Source organism: Microvirga aerophila (genome assembly GCF_003332305.1).
Taxonomy (GTDB): domain Bacteria; phylum Pseudomonadota; class Alphaproteobacteria; order Rhizobiales; family Beijerinckiaceae; genus Microvirga; species Microvirga aerophila.
In genome coordinates, this window is the sequence record NZ_QOIO01000002.1 from 189,785 (window position 1) to 215,530 (window position 25,746).

The following is a 25,746-nucleotide window of genomic DNA, read 5'->3' on the forward strand; positions in this document are numbered from 1 at the left end:
GCGTCTGGCTTGTTCCCGACAATAGGGCCGTGAGCCGTTAACGTTTGGTCGCTACGACAGCGTAGCGGTGCTGGGTTGCACGCTCCACACCCTTAAGCAGAGGCATATGCCTGGCCTGCTCGCGATGGATTCGTTTCAGGTTATAGTCCACGGACGTTTCAGCAAAGCCAGCCTGACGTAACAAGCTCACGACCTCGCCTGCTCGTGCCCCTCTGGAAAAATGGACCCGCTGCAGAATCCGCTCATGAGTCTCGCGCATGGCGTCGGGAGTATGAGAGGTCGAGGACGCTCTCCCGGTAAGCCGCTCGAACGCGCGGATCATGCGTTTCACCAGCGTCTCCGAGACGAAGTCGCCATCAACGATGAGAACCTTGCCCCCCGGCTTGAGCAAGGAATGCCAATCTTTGAAGGCAACGATCGGATCTACCAGGGTCCAGACCAGATGTCGCGTCGCGATGACGTCGTAGCTCTCCGGCTTCTCCAACGTGCGCTCCGCGTCGCCTATGACGAAACGAATCCGCGCCCCTCGCGCTTCCGCCTTTGCCCGTGCGCGGGCCAGCATGGCCTCTGACCAGTCGAGGCCAGTAACCTGGAAGCCAAGCCCATCGAGCAGGTGCGAGATCACCCCTGTCCCACTTGCGAGGTCGAGCGCTTGGCGGCCGTTGCCGGATCCGAGATGACGTAGGAAAAGCTCGCGCCACGCCTCCCTCTCCGCCTCCGAGAAGATCTCGTGTCCAACCTGCTCGTCGAAGGTCGCCGCGCGTGCTGACCAGTAGTCTCGGATCTCGTCACGAAGGGTGTAGTTTGACGTCATCAGGCACGCTCGTTCATTCCAGAATTGAGGGGCGATTTAACGTCGTTCGTAGCAAGCGTCAAATTGTAAGTATTCTAAAATATAGAATTGAATCATTCTAAACAGTGTTTATGACAGCATTCATTTTAGTAATTCTAAAAGATAACGCTTGTAATACTACTGACGCCGCCCTACGAGGAGCCGCTTTCCTTCTCATACGAGGCACACCATGCAGTTTCCCAAACTGGCCCTCTGTGCGGCCCTGGCGCTCGTCTCACTTGTGCCTGCCCCATCCAAGGCGACCGATAAAAAGGTAATCGTCACCGACGTCACTGGTCGGCAGGTCGAAGTCAAATCTCCGGTCAACAAGGTGATCCTCGGCGAGGGACGCCAGGTTTATTTCGTAGCAGCTCTCGACAGCGAAGATCCCTTCAAGCGCGTCGTCGGCTGGCGGGACGACTTCGAGAAGGCGGATCTTGACGGATACAGAGACTATCTCGCCAAGTATCCCCAGATCGCAAAGCTTCCAAAGTTCGGCGGCTCGAAGGAAGGCACGTTCGACATCGAGCAAGCCGTCGCGCTCGCTCCCGACGTGATGATCATGAATGTCGAGGCGAAGACTGCGACGGATGACGCAAAGCTTACCGAGAAACTTGCCAAGGTCGGCATCCCGGTCGTCTTCGTGGACTTCCGCGACAAGCCTTTTGAAAATACTGAGCCGAGCATGCGGCTCATCGGCAAGCTGTTTGACAAGGAGGCTCGGGCAGAAGAGTTCATTGCATTCCGCAAGGAGCAGATCCAGCGTGTCACCGAGCGCCTGGCCAAGGCCAATCCTGCCAAGCCGCTCGTGATGATGGAGCGTGCCGCGGGCTATACCGATGACTGCTGTATGTCCTTCGGAAACGAGAATTTCGGCAAGATGGTCGAGATTGCCGGGGGCATCAATCTTGCCGGCAAGATCATTCCTGGCACCTTTGGCGTCGTGAACCCTGAGCAGATCATTGCCGCCAACCCGGACCACGTAATCGCCACCGGATCGAACTGGGAGCTTTATGTTCCTGGCGGAGCGTGGGTCGGCGTCGGCTCCGGCGCCGACGCAGCCATGGCTCGGAACAAGCTTGAGGCGCTGATGAAGCGCCCCGCCTATACGGGCGTAAAAGCCGTGCAACGCAAGCAGGTCCACGCTATCTGGCACCAGTTCTACAACAGCCCCTACCAGTTCATCGCCATTCAGCAGATGGCAAAGTGGCTGCATCCGGAGCTGTTCGCCGACCTCGATCCGGACCAGACCATGCGCACTCTCTACGAGCGCTTCCTGCCGGTAGCCTACAAGCCTGGCTACTGGGTCTCTCTCGCTGACAAGGACTAGCCTTTTGGCCCACGCAACACCCGTTGCGGCCCAAACAGGGCGCGGTGCCTACCGCGCCCTCGTGCAGCGCAAGAAGCTTGTGCTGCTGGCGCTCGCAATCGTCCTGGTTCTTTCAATTATTGCTGATCTTGGTCTCGGGCCAGCTCGCTACAGCATGCGAGAGGTCGTGCTTGCGCTCGCCGGGTCATCGGACGTGTCGCATCAGGTCGGCGTCGTGATCTGGGACATCCGAATGCCGGTGGCCCTGATGGCGGTCGTGGTCGGCGCAGCGCTCTCGGCGGCGGGCGCACAGATGCAAACGATCCTCAACAACCCTCTCGCAAGCCCGTTCACGCTCGGCATCTCGGCTGCCGCGAGCTTCGGCGCATCACTCGCTCTTGTGTTCGGGGTCGGCCTCCTGCCCTTTGCTATTGAATATGTGGTATCGATCAATGCTCTGATCATGGCTGTGGCGGCCGCCTTGTTCATCCACCTGATGAGCCAAAAGCGCGGCGTGACGGTTGAGACCATCGTCCTGCTCGGCATCACCCTTGTGTTTACCTTCAACGCCCTGCTGGCCCTCGTGCAGTTCCTTGCCTCCGAGCAGGCGCTGGCAGCGGTCGTGTTCTGGACCATGGGCAGCCTGACTCGTGCGACCTGGCCAAAGCTGGCGATCACTACGCTCGTTGTTGTCGTAGCGCTGCCCCTGTTCTTCCGCAGAGCTTGGGCACTGACGGCGCTTCGCCTTGGTGAGGACAAGGCGGCGAGCTTCGGCGTCAACGTCCGTCGGCTGCGGCTTGAGACGATGCTGATCGTCAGCGTCCTTGCCGCAGTGCCGGTGGCCTTCGTTGGGACGATCGGCTTTGTCGGACTGGTTGGCCCCCATATCGCCCGAATGCTCATCGGCGAGGATCAGCGCTTCTTCCTGCCGGCGTCGGCCCTTTCAGGCGCCGCGATGCTGTCACTGACCTCCGTGATCAGCAAGTCTCTCATCCCCGGCAGCATCATCCCCATCGGGATCATCACGGCGTTGATCGGCGTACCGTTCCTTTTCAGCCTCATCATGACCAACCGGAGACGAGCATGGTAGCGACCCTGCAACTCAACGACGTCGGCGTTCGCTATGGCAAGCAGCAGGTTCTTTCAGGGATCACTTCGCCTGTGCTGACAGGTGGCGAAGTGACCGCCGTGATCGGACCGAATGCGGCGGGCAAATCGAGCCTGTTCCGGAGAATCGCAGGTCTTCTCAGCGGGCCAGGGGATATTGTCATCGGTAGCCCCGCAGATGGGCCTATGACCTGTGGCGTCTGCTACATGCCTCAGGACACCTCGGTGAACACAGTCCTTACGGTCTACGAGTCAATCCTACTGGCGAGAAAGCGGGGCTCGGATCCACGCGTCAGCGACGATGACCTTAGAGCCGTGGACGAGATTCTTGCATCGCTACGCATTGAGAGCATCGCGTTCAAGGGCTTGTCCGAGCTGAGCGGCGGCCAGAGGCAACTCGTCTCCTTGGCTCAAACCCTTGTGCGGGATCCAAAGATCCTGCTCCTGGATGAGCCAACGAGTGCGCTGGACCTTCACAGGCAGGTGGAGGTGCTGGCGCTGATCCAGTCTCTGGCGCGAAAGCAGCAGATCTGCGTGGTGCTCGCGATCCACGATCTCAACCAAGTCCTGCGGGTGGCAGATCGCGTTATGGTGATCGATGCAGGAACAATGGTGGGATGTGGTCCTGCAGAGGCTGTGATCACGCCTCAGCTTCTGAGAGACATTTACAAGGTCGACGGCAGGATCGAGCGATGCTCCCGCTTGTGCTCGCAGGTCATCATTGATGGCCCTATTGTCCATTAAACCTGATCCGACATTACAATCATCTGTCGGTGATGCACATCGCGTATCGATCTCTCATGAAAGTACTGGTCAGGCCGCCACGGCGCATCTTTGAAGCCCGGAGCGGCTTAGCGGTTCTCTAGGGCAACGTGGTGTGCAGCAGGCTGGGCGTCTTAGTCAGGTCTGTCCTGTCGGCTATGGCTCGTATGGCCAGACCGGGCATGTCACAGCCAGAGCCGAGCCTCAAAATATGAAACTTCGTGGCAAATATTTGTGACGGGTCGCCTTAAGTGCCTGCGAGGCAACGATTGCTGAACGGGCGCTTTTCTGTTTCACTGTCGCGACGCAGACATGCGCTGATCTATCGAAGCCGAAAATCAGCGATTCACTTCAGAAGTTTAGCTCGCGATGATCGTACAAACTCTTCCTGACAAAGCTTCACTCGGACGGCAGGCAGCCTCCGAGGGAGCCAAGACGATTCGCGATGCCCTGGCGGCAAAGGGAGAGAGCACGATCATTGTCGCAACAGGCGCCAGTCAGTTCGAGATGCTCGATGCGCTGGTCGCCGAGCCGGATCTCGATTGGTCTCGGGTCACGGCCTTTCATCTGGACGAGTATGTTGGCCTGCCAGAGACCCATCCGGCGAGTTTCCGTAAGTATCTGCAGGATCGCTTTGTATCTCGCGTCCCGGGGCTTGGTCAGTTCGTGCCGGTTCACGGCGACACGACCGATCTCGAAGCGGAAATCAAGCGCCTCAATTCACTCCTAGGTTCGCGTGAGGTCGATGTCTGCTTCGCCGGCATCGGCGAAAATTGTCATCTGGCCTTCAATGATCCACCTGCCGATTTCGACGTCGATGCGCCCTATATCGTGGTCACTCTCGATGACGCCTGTCGCCGTCAGCAGATGGGCGAAGGATGGTTTCCGTCATTGGAGGACGTTCCCGAACGGGCGATTTCCATGAGCATCCGCCAGATTCTCAAGAGCAAGCGCGTGATCCTCAGCGTGCCCGATTCCCGGAAGGCTCCGGCCGTTCGCGCGGCGGTTGAGGGCAAGGTCTCGCCGGACTATCCTGCCTCCGTGCTTCAAACACACGAGAACTGCATTCTCTATCTCGACCCGCCAGCTGCGTCTTTGCTCTCGCAGCCCAACCGGAGCTGAGGTCAAGATGCGCAGCGCCGGCCTCTTTGATCTTCAGGTCAATGGCTTTGCCGGAGTGGACTTCAATTCGGAAGAGATCGATGCAGATCGACTCGATCATGCCCTTGAGGCCATGCTCGCCACCGGCGTGACCTCATGCCTGCCAACTTTGATCACAGCATCAGCCGACAGGCTTGCCGCTCGCTTCGCCAGCCTCGACCGGGCCGTCGCCGGAAGCAGGCTCGGACCGCTAATGGTGCCGGGCTATCACCTCGAAGGCCCATTCCTCAATTCGACGGAGGGCTATGCGGGCTGCCACCCGGCAAGCGCCATGACGGCTCCGGACATTGCCATGATCGAGCGGCTGACGCGCGATCTTCTACGGCCCATCCTGCTCGTGACCGTTGCGCCGGAACTGCCCGGCAGCCTCGATTTCATTTCCGCAATGGCATCCACCGGAAGGCTGGTGGCCATTGGGCACTCCGCGGCCGATGCAGCAACCGTCGCGCGCGCCGCCCAGGCAGGCGCGCGCCTGTCGACACATCTCGGCAACGGATTGCCCCAGATGCTGCACAAGGTGGACAATCCCCTGTTTTGGCAACTCGCAGAGGATGGTTTGAGCGCCAGCCTCATCGCCGATGGCATTCACCTGCCCTCACAGGCCGTTAAAGTCATCCTTCGGGTCAAGGGGCTTGAACGTTCCATTCTGGTCAGTGATGCCGTCTCGGCGGCGGCAACCGGACCGGGCCTTTATCCCTTCGCCGATATGCTCGTAGAGCATGCTAGCGACGGCAGCGTCCGCCTGCCTGGAAGCCGCTATCTCGCAGGGTCAGCGCTGACGCTCGATGCGGCGGTGCGAAACCTCGTGAATTGGGATCTCGCGACGCCGGAACAGGCGGTGCGAATGGCCTCTCAAAACCCGCGCGACCTCATGCTTCCGGCCTTCAAGGCCTTCTCGATCGAGAGCCATGAAGGTGAAGTCGCTTGGTCGCAAGACCTTCGCCCGCGCGAGGTTCGCATAGGGCTGGTGAAACGGACAATACATTCAACAAGACAGCTCGCATGAGCTGCGATCCCAGGGAGAAAGGCGATGAACGATTATGGCATGAAGATCAACCGGCGCGGCCTGCTCGGCGGAGCCGCAGGTCTTATGGCCCTCAAGGCGACTGGCGCCCGCGCGCAGGCACCCGCTCTTCCGAAGGCCCCCGTGGCGATCAACGTCATCGATGTCGGCGGCGCTCTGGCCTTGATGCAGAAGGCTTTCGAGGCGTATCGCCAGGCCAAGCCGGAGCTCGTCTCCCGCATCACTTACGTCAAGGCCCCGGCTCCTGAACTCGCCAGCAAGGTCAAGGCGCAACAGGATGCAGGACGCATCGATATCGACATGATCCTCACCGGGAGCGACGGGCTTGCGGCCGGCCTTGAGCAGAACCTATGGCTGAAGCTCCTGCCGACCTTCGGGGATCGCTTTGCCGGTCTGGAGGAGAACTATGAGCCCGCAGCGCTCAACCTTCATCGAGCGCAGGGGCAGGGCTACGGCGTCGTCATCAACTATTATCCGTCCGGCCCCCTGCTCGAGTACGCCCCGGAGCGCGTCAAGACTGTTCCCACCACGGCGGAAGAGCTCCTCGCCTGGGCCAAGGCGAACCCGAAGCGATTCATGTATGCGCGCCCTGCCAATTCCGGTCCCGGTCGGACGTTCATGATGGGCCTGCCCTACATCCTGGGCGACAAGGATCCCAAGGATCCGGTCAACGGCTGGGACAAGACCTGGGCCTACCTCGCTGAGCTCAACCCGCATATCGATTATTACCCGTCAGGCACAACGGCGACGATGAAGGAGTTCGGCGAGGGCTCGCGGGACATCATTGTCACGACAACCGGCTGGGACATCAACCCACGCGCCCTGGGCATCGTGCCGAAAGAGGCGAAGATTGCCACCCTCAAAGGCTTCCACTGGGTCTCAGACGCCTTCTTCATGGTCGTCCCCAAAGGCGTTTCCGACGATAAGCTGGCTGTGCTCCTCGATCTCATGGGGTACCTGCTGAAGCCCGAGAGCCAAGCCTTCGCCTATGACGAGGGTTATCTCTATCCGGGGCCTGCGGTTAAGAACGTTTCCCTCTCCATGGCCCCGAAGGAGAGCCAAGACGTCATTCGGGAATATGGCCGACCTGAATACGCTGATCTCATCGCCAACAACCCGATCGAACTTCCCCTCACGCCCGACAAGATGGTGCTTGCATTCCGGCGGTGGGATGAGGAAATCGGCTCGAAGAGACCGAAGTAACCGGCCAGAAAACCTGCTCCCATCTGTCATCACGGTGCGATTGCCATGTCTCAATCAAATGTCGAGACCGGCAGTGTCGTCCGACTGTCGGCTGGGAGCAGCGAGGCTGCCATTGCGCTTGCAGGCGGGCAGCCCATAGTCTGGAGGGTCGATGGCCGTGATCTTCTCTGGAGCGGAGATCCAGAGCACTGGGGCTGGCGTGCCCCGGTGCTGTTTCCGGTTGTCGGGCAGGTGAACGGTGGTGTGGTGCGGATCAAGTCCCAGACCTACGATATGCCCCGACACGGATTTGCCAGAACCTCTCCGTTCCGGTGCTTGGAACGGGGCGAAGACTCCGCCCGTTTTCGCCTTGACCAGGAAACAGCCGAGACCTCATTCCCTCTTCCGTTTCAGTTGGATCTGAGTGTCGTCCTGCAGCCTCGTTCGCTGTCGCTCGAGTTTACCGTCAGCAATCCGGGATCTGACATTCTGCCCTATGCGCTCGGGTTTCATCCCGCGTTCCCATGGCCATTCGATGCAGGTCTGCAAACGGACTTCGATCTCCGGTTCGAGGCGGACGAGAAGGCGGAGGTGCCGATCATCACGCCAAGCGGCCTTTTGCGAAGCGAGCATCGAAGCATTCCCTTGATGGAGAATCGCCTCTCGCTCACTCCAGAACTCTTCCGCCAGGATGCCTTGGTGTTTCTGAATGCGCGCAGCCGGTCATGGCAGTTCGTGGCGCCGTCGGGCTCAGCGATCGAAATGCGCCTGCAGAATTTCCCGCACCTTGCAGCCTGGACTAAGCCGGGAGCACCGTTCCTGTCGCTTGAAGCGTGGACAGGTCATGCCGATCCGGAAGGGTTTGCCGGAGAACTTGTCGACAAACCATCGATGATTCTGCTTCCGCCGGACGCCCGGAGTCAGCACCGAGTCGAACTCGCTTTCCGAAGTCCCGAAGGTACATGAGATCGGACATTCGCGACTAAGACCCTTGACTCTCTCGCGATCTACAGCAGCCAAACCCGGACAGGCGCACTAGCGGGGTCCGACCTAATACGAAAAAGACATATCCCTAGCGGTTTCGGCAGACTAGCCTCTCCGCAGAGAGCCTCGCGCTTGCGAGAACTTGAGTCTCGCAAGGTCCAAGAAGGCTCCATTTGGAGGAACGATGCCCTATAGGATAACGCGCCGCACAATGTTGAATGGACTGTCCAGCACGGCAGTTCTGTATGCATCCGGAGCACTCGCTCAATCTGCCAAGCTCCCGGATAATCCCGTTGCCCTCAACATTATCGATGTCGCGGGCAACCTTCAATTGACCCAGGCCGCAATCGAACGCTTTGCGCGCGAAAACCCGAAGCTCGTCTCACGGCTCACCTTCAGCCGCGCTCCTTCGCCTGAATTGCCGGGCAAGCTTAAAGCCCAGCAGCAGGCCAATAGGGTGGATATCGATTTGGTGCTGACGGGACCGGGCGCCATGTCCGACGGGATCCAGCAGAATCTCTGGGTCGAGGTCTGGAAATCCTATGCAGGGAGCCTGCCAAAGCCTGAAGATGTCTATCACGAGCAGGCACTCGTGATGCAAAAGAACTTCGGACAGGATCAAGGAGTGGCCGTCGTTTATTCGCCCTCCGGCCCACTGTTCGAATATATGCCGGACCGCGTGAAGACAGTGCCCAAAACCGCCGCCGATCTCCTTGCCTGGGTCAAGGCTAATCCAAACCGTTTTACCTATGCCAGGCCTGTTAATTCGGGACCGGGTTGGACATTCCTGATGGGGATGCCCTACATCCTCGGCGATAAGGACCCGAAGGATCCCGTGAATGGATGGGATAAGACCTGGAGCTATCTCAAGGAACTCGGAACCGGGATCGATTACTATCCGGCCGGAACGGCGGCCACCATGAAGGAACTGGGCGAAGGCACGCGCGACATGATCGTGACGACCTGTGGCTGGGACATTAACCCAAGGGCTCTCGGGATTGTCCCGAAGGAGGCCGAAGTCTTCGCCCTGGAGGGCACCCGATGGATTCCGGATACGCAGTTCATGTGCATCCCGAAAGGCGTTTCTGACGAGAAGATCAGCGTGCTCCTCGCTCTCATGTCGTTCATGCTCAAGCCGGAGCAGCAGGCATTCACTTATGACAAGGGTTATTTCTATCCAGGCCCGGCCATCAAAGGCGTGACCTTGGCGATGGCGCCGGAAGAAAACCGCAATGTCCTCAAAGATTTCGGCCGAGCCACCTATGACGACCTGATCGCCAAGCTCCCGACGGAGGTGCCCCTTTCGCCGGAAAGACTGGTGGCAGCCTTCAGGCGCTGGGACCAGGAAATCGGAAATAAAGCAAAGTAGAATGCGCTTTGCCGTCATTGGTCTCGACCACCGGCACATCTACCATATGGTCGGTGGGTTGCTTGAGGCCGGCGCAACTTGCGCCGGCTATGACCCGAACACAAGCGATGCACGGGTTCTCCAAGGATTTCAGGAGCGTTTTCCCCTCCTCGCCCCCGTGGAGAGACGTTCTCTGTTGGAGGACAGGTCCATCGACATCATCCTGTCGGCGGCAATCCCCTGTGATCGAGCGGGCATTGCGGTTGATGCCATGTCGCATGGCAAGGACGTGATGATCGACAAGCCGGGCGTGACGTCCTTCGAGCAATTGGCAGCCGTTCAGCAGGCGGTCCGTGACACAAGCCGCATTTTTTCGATATGCTTTTCAGAGCGCTTCGTCGTTCCATCGACCATCGTGGCCGAAAAGCTCATCTCCGACGGAGCCATTGGTCGTGTGATTCAAACGATGGGCATGGGACCACATCGGCTCAACCGTGGCCTCCGTCCGCCGTGGTTCTTCAGCGGCGAACACTATGGCGGCATTCTGGTGGATATTGCGTCCCATCAAATCGATCAATTTTTGCACTTCACCGGATCGAGCGATGCCGAGATCATAGCATCGAGCATTGGCCGTTTTGGCCCGGAAGATCTAAAGGACTTCGAGGATTTCGGGGAAATTTTGATCCGGAGCCCTCAAGGGAACGGCTACATCCGCGTCGATTGGTTCACGGCTGACGGCCTGCCCACCTGGGGGGACGGACGGCTCTTCATCCTGGGAACGCAGGGTACGATAGAGCTGCGCAAATATGTGGATCTCGACGGAAGGTCTGGCGCCGACCATCTCTTCCTCGTCGACCGCACCGGCACGCGCCACATCGACGGAAGTCGCGAACCCCTCACCTATTTCCGGAACTTTCTGAGCGACGTCCGAGACCGGACCGAGATTGCAATGGCCCAATCTCATGTCTTCACCGTGTGCCGTCTCGCTCTGGAGGCCCAGGCGGCCGCCACCCGGCTGCCAAAGGATTTTAGACCCCCAATCGGAGAAGCATCCGTTCGATGAAAAAAATCGGTGTGGCCATCATCGGCTTGGGACCGGCATCTCAGCCTCATTCGAGAAGCCTTCTCGATCTCTCCGATCGCGTCGAGGTTTGCTGGGCCGCGAGCCGCTCCTCCGAGCGTGCGGATGCGTACGCACAGCAGTTCCCCTTTCGCACAACGACCGACATCGAGGCCGCCATCGACGATCCAGCCGTCGAAGCTGTCCTGGTTCTTACGCCGCCGAGCAGCCATCTCGAGGTGTCGCAGCGATGTCTCTCTGCCGGCAAGCATGTTCTTGTCGAGAAGCCGCTCGAGCTCACACTTGAGCGGGCGGAGCGTCTGGTTGAAGCCGCAAGGACATCAGGACGGCGGTTCGGCGTCGTTCTCCAACACCGCTTCAGACCAGCGAGCCTGCGGCTCCGGCAGGCCCTCACGTCCGACGAGCTTGGGACCGTTCAGGCTGCTTTTCTCTCAGTCCCGTGGTGGCGACCGCAGAGCTATTATGACGAGCCTGGCCGCGGGACGCTGGCCCGCGATGGCGGCGGGGTTCTCCTCACCCAAGCCATCCACTCCCTCGATCTTTTCCGCTCTCTCGTGGGTGTCTCAGGGGTGATCGCGGCCGACGTCCGCACGACCGACCTCCATCGCATGGAGACGGAGGACTACGTGGCGGCGCTTCTGCGGCTCGGCAATGGAGCACCAGGCACATTGATGACCACGACGGCGGCCTACCCTGGATACCCTGAACGGATCGAAATCATCGGCACGAAAGGGTTCGCATCCCTCATCGGCGGAGCGCTGCGCATGTCCTTCCTGGATGGCCGGGAAGAGACAGTGGAAGCAGAAGGCAAGACCGGCAGCGGCGCCAGCATCATGGACTTTCCCCATGATGCGCACCGCGCCGTGATAGTAGACTTCATCGATGCCATTACGGAGGATAGGCAGCCACTCGTCTCTGGAGAAGAGGCTCTTGCGAGCCAGCGTCTTGTTCAGACAGTGCTTACATCTGGCACATCGTCGCTTCAAAAAGCGTCCCTGTCAGCGGCCGAACCTGGCCCTTCGGCAACCGGCGCTGAGGCGCCACAGGGTATGGCGCGGTAGTCTCGGATTCAGCTCCGGCTTGATCAGCGGACAAAGCTAGCTTCTCTCGGGGAAGTAAGCAGAATTTCATTCTGGAGCTGTCCACCATCGAAGAAGGCTGCGATATTGGTGAGCACGGACTCCATCTTTCCAACAAAGGAGTCCCATGTCCCGGCTGCGATATGGGGCGTAAGGACCGTGTTGGGCAGCGTGCTGAGCGGATGATCAGCTGGGAGCGGCTCGGTTTCGAATACGTCAATACCGGCAGCGCCCGGACGGCCCGCTTTCAAGGCCTCGACGAGGGCCATTTCGTTTACAATTCCTCCCCTCGCGGTGTTGATAAGGATGGAATTCGGCTTCATGCGGGCCAGTTCATCAACGCTGATCAGGTTACGGGTTTCCTCGGTTAAGGGCAGATGGAGGGTGACCACGTCGGCCTCTTCCAGGATGCGGTCGAGGGAGGCGGGCTGAAGGTTCAGCTCAGCCTCCCGCTGCGGCGGAAGCTGGACGTAAGGATCGGAATAGAGCCCCTTGGTTCTAAACCCGCTGAAGCGCTCGGCAGCGGCCTGACCGATCCGGCCCATGCCGACATATCCGATTGTCTTGCCGGCAAGTTCGACAGAAACCGGCCGCAGGCTGTTGGCGTGCCAGTGGCCGCGCCTAAGTTCTGGATCGGCGAAGGTCAATCGCCGCGCCGCCGCAAGGGCCAGCATCACCGCGTGTTCGGCGACTCCAATGGTTCCGGCGGTGCTGACCGCAAGCCTGATGCGGCGTTCGATCAGTGCCTCCACGTCGACGGTGTCGTGATAGCCGGCCCCCTGGTGCTGAACGAAGCGCAGACGATCAGCAGCCTCGATGGTCCTTCTGGTCAGCCGCGTCGCCGCCGCAATGATGGCTTCGCAGTCCCTGACCTTGGCGACCCGCTCGTCGTCATCGTCCTTTTCCAGCAGCACTAGTTCGAGGCCGGGCGGCTTCACCCGCTGCATGAGGTCATAGATCTCAGGCGTGCCGAGACTGTTGTAGAAGACCTTGACGACTGACGTCATGCCCGTCCGCTCCTGATGCTATGCCTTGGGACCTTCGATCAGCGATTGTTCGCCGCACGCCAGGCCGCAAAATCGGTGGGCGTCTGCGGATCGGTCGGAGGATAGAGGCCGAGGATCGAACGTCCCTTCAGCACCTCCTCCTGGACGAAATCCTCGAACGCTGTCATCTCGACCGCCTCAGCGGCGATCTCGTCCGCGAGGTGCGCCGGGATTACGACCACGCCCTCGCCGTCGCCGACCACCACATCGCCCGGCCATACAGGAACGTCGCCGCAGCCGATCGGCACATTGATATCGAGAGCTTGGTGGTGCGTGAGGTTGGTCGGAGCCGAGGGGCGGTTGTGGTAGGCCGGGATATCGAGGAGCGCGATTTCTGGCGAGTCCCGAAAACCGCCATCCGTCACGACTCCGGCGACCCCACGCTTCATCAGGCGCGACACCAGAATGCCGCCGGCCGACGCCGCGCGGGCATCCTTGCGGCTGTCGATCACCATGACAGCGCCGGGCGGGCATTCCTCCACAGCCTTGCGCTGCGGGTGTTCGCGGTTCTGGAACACGCTGATCGGGTTCAGGTCCTCCCGGGCCGGAATGTACCGAAGTGTGAAGGCCTCGCCCACCATGTTGCCGAGATTGGAATTGAGCGGGTGAACGTCCTGAATGAACTGGTTGCGCAGGCCGCGCTTGTACAGAGCGGTGCACAGGGTCGCGGTGCTGACGGTCTTGAGCTTCTCGCGGATTTCCGGGCTCAGGGTGCTCATGATTGTCTCCGAGGGTCAGTAAATGGCAGGCTCGCCCGCGGGCGCACCGAAGCTTGTTTCCAGGAAGTCGAAGTCGCAGCCCTCGTGGGCTTGGCGGATGTGGCGGGTGAACATCCAGCCGTAGCCGCGTTCGAACCGTGGCTCCGGCGCCACCCAGGCAGCCTTGCGCCGCTCCATCTCCTCGGCCGAGACTTCGAGATTGATGGTACGGGCCGCCACGTCGAGGGAAATCAGGTCGCCGGTTTGCACCAGCGCCAGCGGTCCACCGATATAGGCCTCTGGCGAGACGTGCAGAATGCACGCGCCGTAGCTCGTGCCGCTCATGCGTGCATCCGAAAGGCGCACCATGTCGCGCACGCCTTGCTTCACCAGCTTCCGCGGGATGGGCAGCATGCCCCATTCCGGCATGCCGGGACCGCCCTGCGGACCGGCATTGCGCAGGATCAGCACGTGCTCGGCTGTCACATCCAGGTTCTCGTCCTCAACGGCCGCCTTCATCGACGGATATTCGTCGAATACCAGGGCTGGGCCGGTGTGGCGCAGGAACTTGGGATCGCAGGCGCTCGGCTTGATCACGCAGCCATCCGGCGCGAGGTTGCCCTTCAGCACCGCCAGCGCGCCTTCCGCATAGATCGGGTTGTCCACGGTGCGAATGACGTCGTCATTGTAGACCTCTGCCAAGGCGATGTTTTCGCCCAGAGTCCTGCCCGTCACCGTGAGGGCGTCGAGATGCAGGTGGTCCTTGATGCGGGTCATCAATGCCGGCAGGCCGCCCGCATAGAAGAAGTCTTCCATCAGATAGGTGTCGCCGCTCGGGCGGACATTGGCGATGACTGGCACCTTGCGGCTCGCTTCCTCGAACTCCTCGAGGCCGATCTCCTGACCGGCGCGGCGGCCTTGCGCGATGAGATGGATGATGGCGTTGGTGGAGCAGCCCATGGCCATGGCGACCGCGATGCCGTTCAGGAACGCCTCGCGGGTTTGGATCTTGCCGGGCGTCAGGTCCTCCCACACCATCTCGACAATGCGCCGTCCGCATTCCGTGCTCATGCGGATGTGGTTGGCGTCGGGCGCCGGGACGGACGAGGCCCCGGGCAGGGTCATGCCGATAGCCTCTGCTATGGCCGTCATGGTGCTGGCGGTGCCCATGGTCATGCAGGTGCCGTAGCTGCGGGCAATGCCTGCTTCCATGTTGAGCCAGTCCGCATCGGTGATCGTGCCGGCGCGGCGCTCGTCCCAATATTTCCAGGCATCGGAGCCAGAGCCGAGGATCTTGCCCTTCCAGTTGCCGCGCAGCATCGGCCCGGCTGGCAGATAGATGGTCGGCAATCCGGCGCTCGTGGCGCCCAGGAGCAGCGCCGGCGTGGTCTTGTCGCAGCCGCCCATGAGGACGACGCCGTCCACCGGATGGGAGCGCAGCAACTCCTCCACGTCCATGGCGAGCAGGTTGCGGTAGAGCATGGTGGTCGGCTTGACGTATTGCTCCGCGAGGGAAATCCCGGGAAGCTCCACCGGGAAGCCCCCCGCCTGGAGAACGCCGCGCTTCACGTCGTCGACGCGCTGCTTAAAGTGGGCGTGACAGGGATTGATATCCGACCACGTGTTGAGGATGGCGATGATGGGACGTCCGGCCCAATCTTCAGGAGCATAGCCCATCTGCATCATGCGGGAACGGTGGCCGAACCCTCTCAGATCGTCAGGTGCGAACCAGCGCGCGCTCCGGAGCGACTCGGGCGACTTCTTGGTTGTCATGGTGCAAGTACCTAGTGAAATTCAAAGATAGTTTCAAAAGCTGAGCACACACTCAGCTCTGGAGACCCCATTTACGGATGGTCTTGCGCTCAATCGTCCTGAAGATCAGGTTCTCGACCACGAGGCCGATGGTGATGACGGTGAGAAGACCAGCGAACACGGCCGGGATGTCGAGCAGGTTGCGGTTCTCGAAGATGAACCAGCCCAAACCGCCCTGCCCCGACGACACGCCGAAGACGAGCTCGGCCGCGATCAGTGTGCGCCAAGCGAAAGCCCAGCCGATCTTCAAGCCGGTCAGGATCGACGGGAACGCTGCCGGAACAAGAATCCTGAATACATAGGAAAGGCCTTTCAGACCGTAGTTGCGCCCCACCATCCGCAGAGTCTGCGATACCCCGAGAAAGCCCGAATGGGTGTTGAGAGCCACCGCCCAGAGAACCGAATGAATGAGGACGAACACAAGGCTGCCGTTGCCGAGCCCGAACCAGATCAGCGCCAGCGGCAGCAGCGCGATGGCCGGCAACGGGTTGAACATGGCCGTCATGGTCTCGAGAAAGTCCGTCCCGATGCGGGTGTTGATGGCCAGCACCGTCAGTACCGACGCGATGGTGACGCCGGACGCATACCCCATCAGCAGAACCTTGATCGACGCCCAGGCCCGGAGCGGGATCGTGCCGTCCGCGATCCGGTCGCGCATGGTCGACAGGGTATCGAGGAGCGTCGGAAAGAGAAGCGGATTATCGAGATACCGGCCGTAGGCTTCCCAGATGAGGCCGAGAAGAATGATGATGGCGGTCTTCCTGACGAAGCCGTTGCCCCAAGCGAGTTCCAGGGTGCTGAGCTTGCGCTCGACCTCGCCCGTATGCGCCTGCGTCGGTCCCGTGTCGGCACGCATCACGATCTGTGCATTGCTCATGGGCATCATCCCTAATGTGCAGTTTCTTCTTCGGCGAAGAGAAGGTCGTGGATGTGCTTCTCGAGCTGGCCCGCGCTGCCGTCCGTCGGCGACACGCGATCAACGTCGCTCACCTCGGCCTTCACGCGGCCTGGATGGGGCGACAGGAGAAGGATGCGGTTGCCGATCTTGATGGCTTCCGCAATCGAGTGCGTAACGAAGAGCACGGTGAACTTCGTGTCTTCCCAAAGTTGAAGAAGTTCGTCCTGGCAGGTGCGGCGAGTCAGGGCGTCAAGCGCCGCGAAAGGCTCGTCCATGAGCAGGATGTCCGGCTCCATCGCCATGCCGCGAGCAATCGCGACGCGCTGTTTCATGCCGCCGGAGAGCGTGTGCGGATAGGAGTTGATGGCCCGGGTGAGATTGACCTTCTCGATATAGGCCTTCGCTCTGTCCTCAGCCTCCTTGCGGGGCAGCCTGCGGGCGACCAGCAAGGGGAACATGACGTTCTCAAGAACGGTCTTCCAGGGCAGAAGCTGGTCGAACTCCTGAAAAACCATCATGCGGTCCGCACCGGGCTCGGTCACCTCGCGTCCCTTGATGCGGATCTTGCCTTCGCTCGGGTGCAGGTAGCCGCCTACAGCTTTGAGGAGCGTGGACTTGCCGCAGCCTGAAGGCCCGAGCAGGACGAAGCGGTCCGATCGATCGACCCCAAAGCTGACCCGTTCGGTCGCGGTCACCAGAACGCTGGGCGTCTTATAGCGCAGTGTCACGCCACTGACGTCGAGAAGAGCGGTCATCAAATGCATTCCTGAAAAGGGATAGGGAATGGTGCGCTCCGCTCATCCGACGAAGCGCACCAGCATTCTCAGTTGCCGTTGAGATCGTGCGCGATCGGCAGGTAGAAGTCCTTCCAGGACTTGGGCTGGGTCTTGAGCGTGCCGATCTTGAAGAGATGCTCGGCGAACTTCATGGTGCCCTGAGGCTCCAGGTTCCACTCCATCATGCCCGGCTGCTTCAGCCATTCGAGGAGATCTTCAGGACTTGTCTTGTCTCCAGTGATCTCCTTGTAGATGTCTACTGCCGCCTTGGTGTCGGACCGGATGAAGTCCTGAGCCTCCTTCGAGGCGGCGCGGACGGCCTCGATCACCTTTGGATTGGCCTCGGCGAACTTCGTCGTGGTGAAGAACTGCCCTTGTGTGAGCGGCCCACCGATGATGTCGGGCGATTGCAGGATGATCCGCGCGTTCGGCACGGTCTTCATCTCGATGTATTGGAAGGGCGGCGCCGCGAAGTGGTTCTTCACCTCGTGCTGCGGGTTCGTCATGGCCACAAGCGCATCGGGGTGCCCGAGCTGGACCGTATTCGCGTCGAGCTTGGACCACTGGTCCTCGCCGAAGAGCTGGCGGCTCGCCATCTGCAAAAGGATGGCCTGCGTCGATACCTTCACGGTCGGCACCGCGATCTTGTCGCCGGAGCCGATGTCCTTGAGGGACTTGATCTTGGGATCGTGTGTCACGAACGCCAGGGGTTGGGCAGACGTCGCCACAATGCCCTTCACACCGCCCTTCGTGCGGTCCCAGAGCAGGAGCAGATTGCCGACACCGGTATTCACCATGTCGACGCCGCCCGACAGGAGCGCATCGGTCTGGGCCCCGCCCCCGCTGAAGGTCACCCATTTGGTCGTGACATTGGCAAGGCCCAGCTGAGCCGCATGCTTCTCAATGAGCTTCTGCTTTTCGATGACATGGGTCGGCAAGTAAAGGATGCCGGGCTGGCGGGTGATGGAGATCTCGGACTTCTGCTGAGCCGAGGCCGTATTCGCAAGAGCGAGCAGGCCAACCGCAGCCGCGACGCCGGCGCACACGCGCCTCATCTGCTTCTTCATGGCGTTTCCTCAATGTGTGCCCCTCTTGGCGGGGGCTGGAGTGATCAAGGCCGGCTTTCCGTACCGACAACTCATACACTAATGCATTAGCGCATCGGCCACAAGTGTGTTATAAAGTGCCTTAGGGAAGCTTTGGGTTATTGCATGTCATCCTCTAGATCAGCACTCAAGCAGCAGCACATTCCGAAGGCGGTGGAGCGCTTGGAGCGCGGCCGCCAAGCGGCCCCTCAGGTTTTCGAGCGCCTGAGGGAAGCGATCATTTCGCTGGACCTGACCCCCGGCACCACCCTGTCGCGCACCACCCTCGCGACCCAGTTCGGCGTCAGTTCGACCCCAATTCGCGATGCGCTGATGCGCTTGGAAGAGGAAGGTCTCGTCGAGGTCTTTCCCCAGCATGCCACGGTGGTCAGCCCCATCAACCTGACGCTGGCCAGCCAAGCCCACTTCCTACGACGCTCACTGGAGCTCGAGATCGTGCGGAGCCTTGCTCTTGCCCCCGAGCCGCGACTCATCGCGAGATTGAACGGCTTGCTGGCGCAGCAGCAGGCTTTAATGGAGGCTCAGGACCTGGAAGCTTTCGAGGCCGCCGATCAGGCTTTCCACCGGCAGCTCTACAAAGCCGCCCAGATGCAGGACCTCTGGATGCTGGTGCGCAGCCGCAGCGGACATATCGACCGCCTGCGGCGGCTCTACCTTCCGACCCCCGGCAAAATTCAGGGAATCGTGCGGCATCATAAACTGATTGTACAAGCAATCGCGGAAGGCAAACCTGACGAGGCACAAAAGCACCTTCGTGATCACCTGTCAGGCACCCTTTCCCATGTGGATGAGATCAGCGTCCAGTATCCTGGGTATGTTAGGCGATAGTCAGCCTGTACTCGGAGTGGACAACTGCTTGCAGCAATTGCGCCGCCATACGCGACGGAGCATCAGCCGCGCCGCGCCGCCTCGATTGTGGCGACATCGATCTTCGTCATGTCCATCATCGCATCAAACGCGCGTTTGGCCTGATCGCCGCCTGCTGCCAGCGCCTCCGTCAGTACGCGTGGCGTGATCTGCCAGGACACGCCCCACTTGTCTTTGCACCAGCCGCATGCGCTCTCCTGGCCGCCGTTGCCCACGATGGCATTCCAGTAGCGGTCGGTCTCTGCCTGATCGTCGGTGGCGATCTGGAACGAGAAGGCTTCGTTGTGCTTGAACACAGGCCCGCCGTTGAGGCCGAGACAGGCAACGCCCGCAACGGTGAATTCGACCGTCAGCACGTCGCCCTGCTTGCCGGACGGAAAGTCGCTGGGGGCGCGGTGCACGGCTCCCACCACGCTGTCAGGAAAGGTTTCGGAATAGAAGCGAGCGGCAGCCTCGGCGTCCTTATCGTACCAGAGGCAAATCGTATTCTTTGCCATTGCGTGTCCCTTTCGCTTTGAAGCCAATACTTCGCCCTTTTCCCATCGCTCTTCCAAAATAGATAGAGAGCCGCATTTCTCCACCTCGGATCGGTCCGCGTCGGACGCGATCGCTACCGTCCGCTAGGTTTGCGTCAAGCCTTGTCAGAGACGCTTTGCCAAGCGGGCAGGCACGATTCCATGAGCCCCTGAAATCATTGCCTGGTCGTGCCTGAAGCTCATGGTCGCGCCACCGCTCGCGGCGGACGTGAACAGGGATGGTAATTTCTCCAACCACACGAGAGGGCCTTCCGCGGGTGTGATTGTCACGAGCCGCTCTTCCGCTGCGGGAGGAGAGACGGCCCTCCCCTCAGTGGATGGGGGTGAGCAAGAGCCTGTCCCAAGACACGCCAGTCGTGTCCCACGCGCCGGCGTGATCACACGCTCCAGCCCGGCATAAGCCAATGCCTCCGGGCGGCTCACCTCGCCCAGAGAAACGCCGCGGCGCCACAGGGCAGTGAACGATGGGTGCTGCCCACCATCCGCATAGGTGGTCCGGACGGCCGCCCTCCCCTCCTCCAGCAACACCACCATATGGTCGTCTTCCATCGCCCGGTAGGCCAGCACCTCTGTTTCCGTCTCCTGACTCCTGGCCGGTCGGAAGGCATATCGCCCCGCCGAGACGCCCACGACGAGTTCTTCACCGGTCGCCTCGAAGCGATCCGAACCTTCCTTGAGCTGCCGCCAGAACGCGATGTTCGGGTCCAAGCGATGCCGGACGAGATTTTCTGCCGTCATGCGGAACGGATAGGCTTGCAGCTGGACGGCCTTCTGACCGCCTCTGAATGCTTCCCGCACGAGAGCGTAGATCTCCGCAATACCCGCGTCCGTCATGGCGTAGCAGCCCGCGGAGGAGCATGTTCCATGAACCATCAGGGCAGACCCGGTTGCCCCTTGGGCCCGGTCATACGCATTGGGAAACCCTGTGTCGAAGGAGAGATAGTGCTTGGAGTTCGGGTTCATCTGAGAGGCGGTGATGGCGTAGAAGCCTTCCGGGGTCTGCCGGTCGCCCTCCTTCCGCTTGGGACCAAGTTGGCCTGACCAGCGGCAGATGGGGAATGTCTTGAGGCGAACATACCGCCCGCTTGCGCTGCGCTTCCAGACTTCCAGTTCCGCTTCCTTCTTGAACACACGGATCAGCATTGGTTCCGCTGGCGAGGTGTTCTTCCCCCTCATCAGAGCCACCGTGGCAGCGGGAATGGGCGCTTCGTGCTTGGGATATCCAGACGCAGCCTGCCCAGCCTGAACCATCAGGGCAGCGGCCATGAGGGCCAAGATAGGCAGAGGTGGACATCTAAGCGTCACGATTGGGCAGCTTTCTGTTAAGGTGCGTGACTATAGCCTGTGGCGTGAGCAACAGAGTAGATCTGCTGTTGCAGGCAATTGCGGCAACAAGTGGCTGGACCTGGGCTGGAATACTGGGGCATGCCTGCACGCTAGCTGCACTCGAAAGCCAGCTTAACGTCGAAAAGGACCTTTAAGCTTGGCCGTGAAGGGGCCGCTTGCGGCCCGAATGTAGAACCTCGGGTAACGTTTGCCGCGTGCTAGCAGCAAACTTTGCGCAAAGGGTCGGTTCTGACAATTTAGGATAGGCCCAGCTTCACCTCTCAAGCTTCAGTGGCAGGCATCTGCTAATGTGGCTGCACCCGAATTGGGAGGATGCCTGCCATGAGGCCGTGGGTCGTGATCGCCGTTGCGGCAGTTGCCATCGGTCTGGGCTCGCCTGCAAGGGCGCAAGACCCGCTTCTTGAGGAAACCGTCAGCTTCACCGGCGCGATCCTCTCCTACGGCCTGGGCGTTCCCGGGCTGGTCATCGGAGCCGTACGCAACGGCCAGACCGCGGTTGCCGGCTTTGGCCGCATTGGCAACGATGTCGATCGGGCTCCTGACGGCGACACCATGATGCGGGTGGGATCGATCACAAAGGTCTTTACCGGCACGGTTCTGGCGAGCCTGGTGGCTGACGGGACGGTGCACCTGACGGACCCGCTCGATAAGCATCTCGACTGGAATGTATCCGTTCCGGCCCGTGACGGTCGGCCTATTCGCTTGATCGACCTCGTCACGCATACCAGCGGCTTGCCGCGGGAGATCGAGCGCCCCCCGAGTCCGCCAGAGGATCCGATGAAGACTCTTACCAAGGAGGAGTTCATCGCCAACCTGAAAAAGGATCGGCTTCTCTTCGCCCCAGGAACAGGTGCGCTCTATTCGAACTTCGCTTTCGACCTTCTCGCGGCTGCATTGTCGTCGGCCGCCAAGCTCCCCTATGAGGACCTGCTGCGCGAGCGTGTTCTTCGGCCTGCGGGACTGACGGCAACAAGCTTCTCGCTCACCGAGGTGCAACGCGCTAACCTGATGCAGGGCCATGATTTCGATGGCAGTCCCATGCCGGTTGTCCTGACAAGCCCAATGGCCGTCGGCTCGGGCGGCCTCTACTCTTCGACGAATGACATTCTGCGCTGGTTGGCTTGGCACCTGAATCGAACAGATGGAACCGGTGCGGAAGTTCGCCTCCTCGACCACGCGGCTTATGTCGCTCGCGAGGGGTTGCGCCCAGTCTTCAGCCTTGATGAGTCAGGTCACATGGACGCGTTGGGGCTTGGCTGGATCATCATGCGGCCGGAGGGCAGCAGGCCCTTGATCCTCCAGAAGGCCGGAGGCTTGCAGGGTATATTTACCTACACAGCCTTTTCGCCAACCCAAGGCATCGGCGTGTTTGTCGCAATCAACCGGTTCAACTTCTCGGCCGCCATGACCATGGCCAAGGAGGTCAACGACCTCATCGGCGAACTCACACCGAGGTGATGGAGGCCGCGTCGTCGAGGCTGTCGCGTTCAAGGGTCGTCGCGCTCGACGGGATTAGGCTGGTTCATCACCGGAGAACCATTCCAGAGGAGAATTCAGGCAGGGTCGGGTAAATGGTGCGATATCTCCTCCCGTTGCGCTTCCTGATGCTGATTGCCTTGGGGCGCTGCTCGGCGCATTGCTGATGTTCGGACTCGCTGGAGTGAAACTTCTCCATGGAGCCGAAGCGCTCTGGATGAGCGGCTTCGGGCAGGCCGGGGAAGTCTCGGCTGCCGTGATGGGGGCCACGGACGCTTTCCTGTTCGGTGTCGTTCTCATCATTTTCGCTTATGCGATCGCCTTTGGGTTCGTGTTCCAGCGGGGCGGCAAGGCGCCTGAGAACATTCCAGGGCTGATGCATGTCGAGAGCGTCAGTGAGCTCAAGCACATACTGGTCGAGGTCATCATCGTCTACCTTGTGGTCGATTTTGCCACCGACCTCGCGGTCGGCAGCAATGCCCTGGCATGGCAAACGCTCATAAAGCCCATCTCCATTGTGCTGATTGCCGCTGCCCTGTGCCTCATGGGGCAACCGCCGGCACGAAATCGGTGACATCAGTGAATGTCTCCACTTGGCGCCAGGATGAAGCGTTCTTGTTCGAGGCGGCGCGTCAGTCATGCCGAGAGGCCTAGTGCGCCACTCCCAGTTTTCAGTTCCAAGGTACCGGCATATGGGCCTTGAGGTTCCGTTTACCGTCGTTGCCGACTTGCGGCCCTGGCAGGATAGAGTTTCTGCCAGGGGGTTGAGTTCCGCCCCTTACCATTGAAAGATACGATCAGGGGGCACTGGAAGAGGATCGGCCAATGCGGGTCGTTGCCTTCGTGGCTTGCCTTGCAGTCCTGAGCACCGTTTTGCGCCCTGAGGCTTCCCTGGCGCAACCAAGCGGACCATCGCAGTACCGCCCCGCCCTCCGCGCGAAGGGGCAACATGCGGAAATGCAAGCAGCCGCGGTCGCCACGGCTGCGCCGACCGCGACGGCAAACCCTGAGCCGATCCCAATCCCTCCGACGTTCTACTCGGTCAGTCATCTGGGCGATCATCTGCATGCGGTCCGGTGGGAGCTGGCCGTCGTCGGAGCGGCGATCGCCACCGTTGGCATCAAGGATTGGGACTGGGGCAACGGCTCCGGGTTCCAGACCATCGAGGAAGGCTGGTTCTCCAAGAACACCCGGCACGGCGGGATGGACAAGATCGGACACTCGTTCTCGACCTACGTGATCGCCGACCTTCTGACGGACCGGATCCGCGCCAACGCGTCGGATCCGGCAGGCGCCCCGATCACAGCCTCGCTCATCGCATTCGGCATCATGGGATTGGTCGAGACCCTAGACGGGTTCACGGGGAGGCACCGCTTTTCTCGTGAGGACATCATTGCGAACGGCGCTGGTGCGCTCTTCTCAGTCTTCCGGAATTCCATCCCGGGGCTCCGAGAGAAGCTGGATTGGAGGATCATGTACACACCTGCAAGCTTCGAGCGGCCGGGCATCACGGGGGAGAATGGCATTCTCCCACCGTACGAGCGCCAGCGCTACATCATGGCCCTGAAGGGCAGCGGGTTCGAAACACTCAAGAACACGCCCCTGCGCTACCTCGAACTGCACACCGGCTTCGATGCGCGTGGTTTCGAGGAGAAGGAGCGGGAGCTTGGCTATCCGATTGAGCGATCCCTCTATATCGGACTGGGGCTTAACCTCAACGAGGTCCTCTTCGGATCAGGACCTACTCCAAACCTCGCCAGATACAAGGACACGCTCCCTGGCTGGGCGGTACGGAAGACATTTGAATACGTCCAGGTGCCTTACACATCCGTCTATTACGAGAACCGCTTTTCGACGGTGCGCCGGATGGGCACCACGTTCAGGGATTAAACCTTGACGGCTTGCGTGGCTCGACTGTCCGCAGGCTCCAGCTCCGGGCGAGTGTTAGGCGGCCTTGTCATTAGTCTCACCAGGCCAGTCACGATCATCGAACCGACGATGAGAATCAGTGCTGCCGGGAGTCGTTCAATATGCTTCCCAGAGTTTCAGATCAGTCAGATACCTATCCTGTCCCGATACGCTCCGGCTCGACCCACTCTTTGGAGAAGGCGCTCCCTTCCGGGTGGATTGGTTCGCCTCGGTGGCTCGCGTAAAGTTACCGTGCTGTGCCGCCTTCAGTGGCCAGTCTTCTAGGGAGGAATACCTCATGAGACTCTTTAGATCGTTGATTGTCTCCGTCGGTCTTGTTGCTTTCGCGTTCAGTCCGATAGCCGCGCAGGACGCGGGCATGAAAAAGTGGACCAAAGGCAAAGGTTGGGGCTGGGTCTGGGGGCAGGAGGATGAGGTCGGCGCTCTTAACGAGATGACCGATGCCACCCGTTTGGCGGCCCTGCAATTGGTCAAGCAAGGCAAGGCCTATGATCTTGGGCTAGCGTATGATCGGAATTCGTATAAGTGGCCCGGCCACAGCCCAGGCGAAGTCATGAGCTTTCGGACGCCGGCTGGCGTCAAGGGACAGAAAGACCTCCCATTCACCACACCGGAGGGCGGCAACGCGGGCGGCACGGCTTGGCATAGCAGCGCTCTGTTCATCAGTGACAATGTCGCCACGCAGATTGATGGGCTCGGCCACATCACCCACGGCCAGGACAACCACTTCTACAACGGTTTCAAAGCCGATGAGTGGGGCGGTGACTTTGGACTGCGTAAGGCTGACGTCACGACCATCCCGCCGATCATTGCCCGTGGGGTTCTGATCGATGTGGCAGGCTATAAGAATGTCGACGCTCTGCCGTCCCATTACGAGATCACCGTTGAAGATCTTGAGGGGCATTGCGGGCCCAGAACATCGACGTCTCGCCCGGATCTGTCGCTTTGATCCGGACCGGAACGGCGCGCTACTGGGGAGCAAATGGCAGCGACCACACGAAGATCGGCCAACATGATTCGTCGGGAATTGGACTTAAGGCAGCCAAGTGGCTCGTTGAGCAGAAAGGCGCACTGATGATTGGGTCGGATACGTCCGGGCTGGAATATGTCCCTCCCAAGCCGGAAGACTCTCAGGCCATGGGCGGTAGCTTCAACCCGGTTCACGTGTATCTGCTGACGGAACAGGGTGTCCACATTCTGGAGTTCAACAACCTGGAACAGCTTGCCGCTGACCGAGCTTACGAATTCGCCTATATCCTCTCCACAAATGCTATTCGCGGGACAGTCGCCGGCACGGCCCTGCGGCCCATCGCTCTACGCTAGAACTTCTCCTCTGGGAGAGCTTTTCTCTCCCAGAGGCACGACCCAAGTTTGCTCATACGGTTA

The 25,746-nt window shown here is 60.5% G+C and carries 23 protein-coding genes and 1 pseudogene; 15 read left to right on the forward strand and 9 right to left on the reverse strand.

What is annotated here, in order from left to right:
• Positions 1-37: 37 nt before the first annotated feature.
• A complete protein-coding gene (locus DRB19_RS02165; RefSeq protein WP_114184383.1) occupies positions 38-814 on the reverse strand; it encodes a class I SAM-dependent methyltransferase in 777 nt (258 codons plus the stop codon).
• Positions 815-1,022: 208 nt separating this feature from the next.
• Between DRB19_RS02165 and DRB19_RS02170 the strand changes: the two genes are divergently transcribed.
• The 10 genes from DRB19_RS02170 to DRB19_RS02215 all read left to right on the forward strand — a co-directional run bounded on the left by DRB19_RS02170 (position 1,023) and on the right by DRB19_RS02215 (position 11,851).
• Positions 1,023-2,162, forward strand: coding sequence for an ABC transporter substrate-binding protein (locus tag DRB19_RS02170; RefSeq protein ID WP_114184384.1), 1,140 nt, complete (start codon positions 1,023-1,025; stop codon positions 2,160-2,162).
• Between the two features lie 4 nt (positions 2,163-2,166).
• Complete coding sequence (locus DRB19_RS02175; protein ID WP_114184385.1) at positions 2,167-3,231, forward strand: FecCD family ABC transporter permease; 1,065 nt, start codon at positions 2,167-2,169, stop codon at positions 3,229-3,231.
• Entirely contained in the window at positions 3,225-3,992 is a 768-nt protein-coding gene (locus tag DRB19_RS02180) for an ABC transporter ATP-binding protein (RefSeq protein WP_114184386.1), read from the forward strand. Before DRB19_RS02175 ends, DRB19_RS02180 begins: the two co-directional genes overlap by 7 nt.
• A gap of 387 nt (positions 3,993-4,379) precedes the next feature.
• Entirely contained in the window at positions 4,380-5,132 is a 753-nt protein-coding gene (locus tag DRB19_RS02185) for a glucosamine-6-phosphate deaminase (protein WP_114184387.1), read from the forward strand.
• Positions 5,133-5,139: 7 nt separating this feature from the next.
• Complete coding sequence (locus tag DRB19_RS02190; RefSeq protein WP_114184388.1) at positions 5,140-6,177, forward strand: N-acetylglucosamine-6-phosphate deacetylase; 1,038 nt, start codon at positions 5,140-5,142, stop codon at positions 6,175-6,177.
• A 39-nt stretch (positions 6,178-6,216) separates the two neighbouring features.
• Positions 6,217-7,398: an extracellular solute-binding protein gene (locus DRB19_RS02195; protein WP_114184434.1), complete on the forward strand. Its 1,182-nt coding sequence runs from the start codon at positions 6,217-6,219 to the stop codon at positions 7,396-7,398.
• Positions 7,399-7,443: 45 nt separating this feature from the next.
• Entirely contained in the window at positions 7,444-8,343 is a 900-nt protein-coding gene (locus DRB19_RS02200) for an aldose epimerase family protein (protein WP_114184389.1), read from the forward strand.
• A 202-nt stretch (positions 8,344-8,545) separates the two neighbouring features.
• On the forward strand, positions 8,546-9,730 hold the full coding sequence (locus DRB19_RS02205; RefSeq protein WP_114184390.1) for an extracellular solute-binding protein: 1,185 nt from the start codon (positions 8,546-8,548) through the stop codon (positions 9,728-9,730).
• Position 9,731: 1 nt separating this feature from the next.
• Entirely contained in the window at positions 9,732-10,772 is a 1,041-nt protein-coding gene (locus DRB19_RS02210; RefSeq protein WP_114184391.1) for a Gfo/Idh/MocA family protein, read from the forward strand.
• The gene (locus DRB19_RS02215; RefSeq protein ID WP_114184392.1) at positions 10,769-11,851 is read left to right on the forward strand and encodes a Gfo/Idh/MocA family protein; all 1,083 of its coding nucleotides are present in this window, start codon (positions 10,769-10,771) and stop codon (positions 11,849-11,851) included. Before DRB19_RS02210 ends, DRB19_RS02215 begins: the two co-directional genes overlap by 4 nt.
• A gap of 23 nt (positions 11,852-11,874) precedes the next feature.
• On the opposite strand, the gene DRB19_RS02220 is transcribed toward DRB19_RS02215, so the two are convergent.
• From DRB19_RS02220 to DRB19_RS02245, 6 genes are all read right to left on the reverse strand, one after another.
• A complete protein-coding gene (locus tag DRB19_RS02220) occupies positions 11,875-12,876 on the reverse strand; it encodes a 2-hydroxyacid dehydrogenase (RefSeq protein ID WP_114184393.1) in 1,002 nt (333 codons plus the stop codon).
• Positions 12,877-12,914: 38 nt separating this feature from the next.
• Positions 12,915-13,634 carry a ribonuclease activity regulator RraA gene (locus DRB19_RS02225; protein WP_174799907.1) on the reverse strand — a complete coding sequence of 240 codons (720 nt, stop codon included), beginning with the start codon at positions 13,632-13,634 and terminating at the stop codon, positions 12,915-12,917.
• 15 nt (positions 13,635-13,649) lie between these two features.
• On the reverse strand, positions 13,650-15,386 hold the full coding sequence (araD, locus tag DRB19_RS02230) for an L-arabinonate dehydratase (RefSeq protein ID WP_114184394.1): 1,737 nt from the start codon (positions 15,384-15,386) through the stop codon (positions 13,650-13,652).
• Between the two features lie 52 nt (positions 15,387-15,438).
• The gene (locus DRB19_RS02235; RefSeq protein ID WP_114184436.1) at positions 15,439-16,302 is read right to left on the reverse strand and encodes an ABC transporter permease; all 864 of its coding nucleotides are present in this window, start codon (positions 16,300-16,302) and stop codon (positions 15,439-15,441) included.
• Positions 16,303-16,313: 11 nt separating this feature from the next.
• Entirely contained in the window at positions 16,314-17,078 is a 765-nt protein-coding gene (locus DRB19_RS02240) for an ABC transporter ATP-binding protein (RefSeq protein WP_114184437.1), read from the reverse strand.
• 68 nt (positions 17,079-17,146) lie between these two features.
• The gene (locus tag DRB19_RS02245; protein ID WP_162815560.1) at positions 17,147-18,154 is read right to left on the reverse strand and encodes an ABC transporter substrate-binding protein; all 1,008 of its coding nucleotides are present in this window, start codon (positions 18,152-18,154) and stop codon (positions 17,147-17,149) included.
• 156 nt (positions 18,155-18,310) lie between these two features.
• Between DRB19_RS02245 and DRB19_RS02250 the strand changes: the two genes are divergently transcribed.
• On the forward strand, positions 18,311-19,033 hold the full coding sequence (locus tag DRB19_RS02250) for a GntR family transcriptional regulator (protein ID WP_114184396.1): 723 nt from the start codon (positions 18,311-18,313) through the stop codon (positions 19,031-19,033).
• Positions 19,034-19,095: 62 nt separating this feature from the next.
• Here DRB19_RS02250 and DRB19_RS02255 read toward each other — a convergent pair whose 3' ends face one another.
• Entirely contained in the window at positions 19,096-19,569 is a 474-nt protein-coding gene (locus DRB19_RS02255) for a VOC family protein (RefSeq protein ID WP_114184397.1), read from the reverse strand.
• Positions 19,570-19,713: 144 nt separating this feature from the next.
• Positions 19,714-20,874, reverse strand: a complete 1,161-nt coding sequence (locus tag DRB19_RS02260; protein ID WP_114184398.1) for a L,D-transpeptidase family protein — start codon at positions 20,872-20,874, stop codon at positions 19,714-19,716.
• Positions 20,875-21,276: 402 nt separating this feature from the next.
• Here DRB19_RS02260 and ampH point away from each other — a divergent pair, with 402 nt between their 5' ends.
• From ampH to DRB19_RS30985, 4 genes and pseudogenes are all read left to right on the forward strand, one after another.
• Positions 21,277-22,413, forward strand: a complete 1,137-nt coding sequence (ampH, locus tag DRB19_RS02265) for a D-alanyl-D-alanine-carboxypeptidase/endopeptidase AmpH (RefSeq protein ID WP_114184399.1) — start codon at positions 21,277-21,279, stop codon at positions 22,411-22,413.
• 166 nt (positions 22,414-22,579) lie between these two features.
• Positions 22,580-23,005 carry a YqhA family protein gene (locus DRB19_RS02270; RefSeq protein ID WP_276330592.1) on the forward strand — a complete coding sequence of 142 codons (426 nt, stop codon included), beginning with the start codon at positions 22,580-22,582 and terminating at the stop codon, positions 23,003-23,005.
• A gap of 251 nt (positions 23,006-23,256) precedes the next feature.
• On the forward strand, positions 23,257-24,321 hold the full coding sequence (locus tag DRB19_RS02275) for a DUF2279 domain-containing protein (protein ID WP_114184401.1): 1,065 nt from the start codon (positions 23,257-23,259) through the stop codon (positions 24,319-24,321).
• A gap of 472 nt (positions 24,322-24,793) precedes the next feature.
• Positions 24,794-25,683: pseudogene (locus tag DRB19_RS30985) on the forward strand (cyclase family protein).
• Positions 25,684-25,746: the final 63 nt, after the last annotated feature.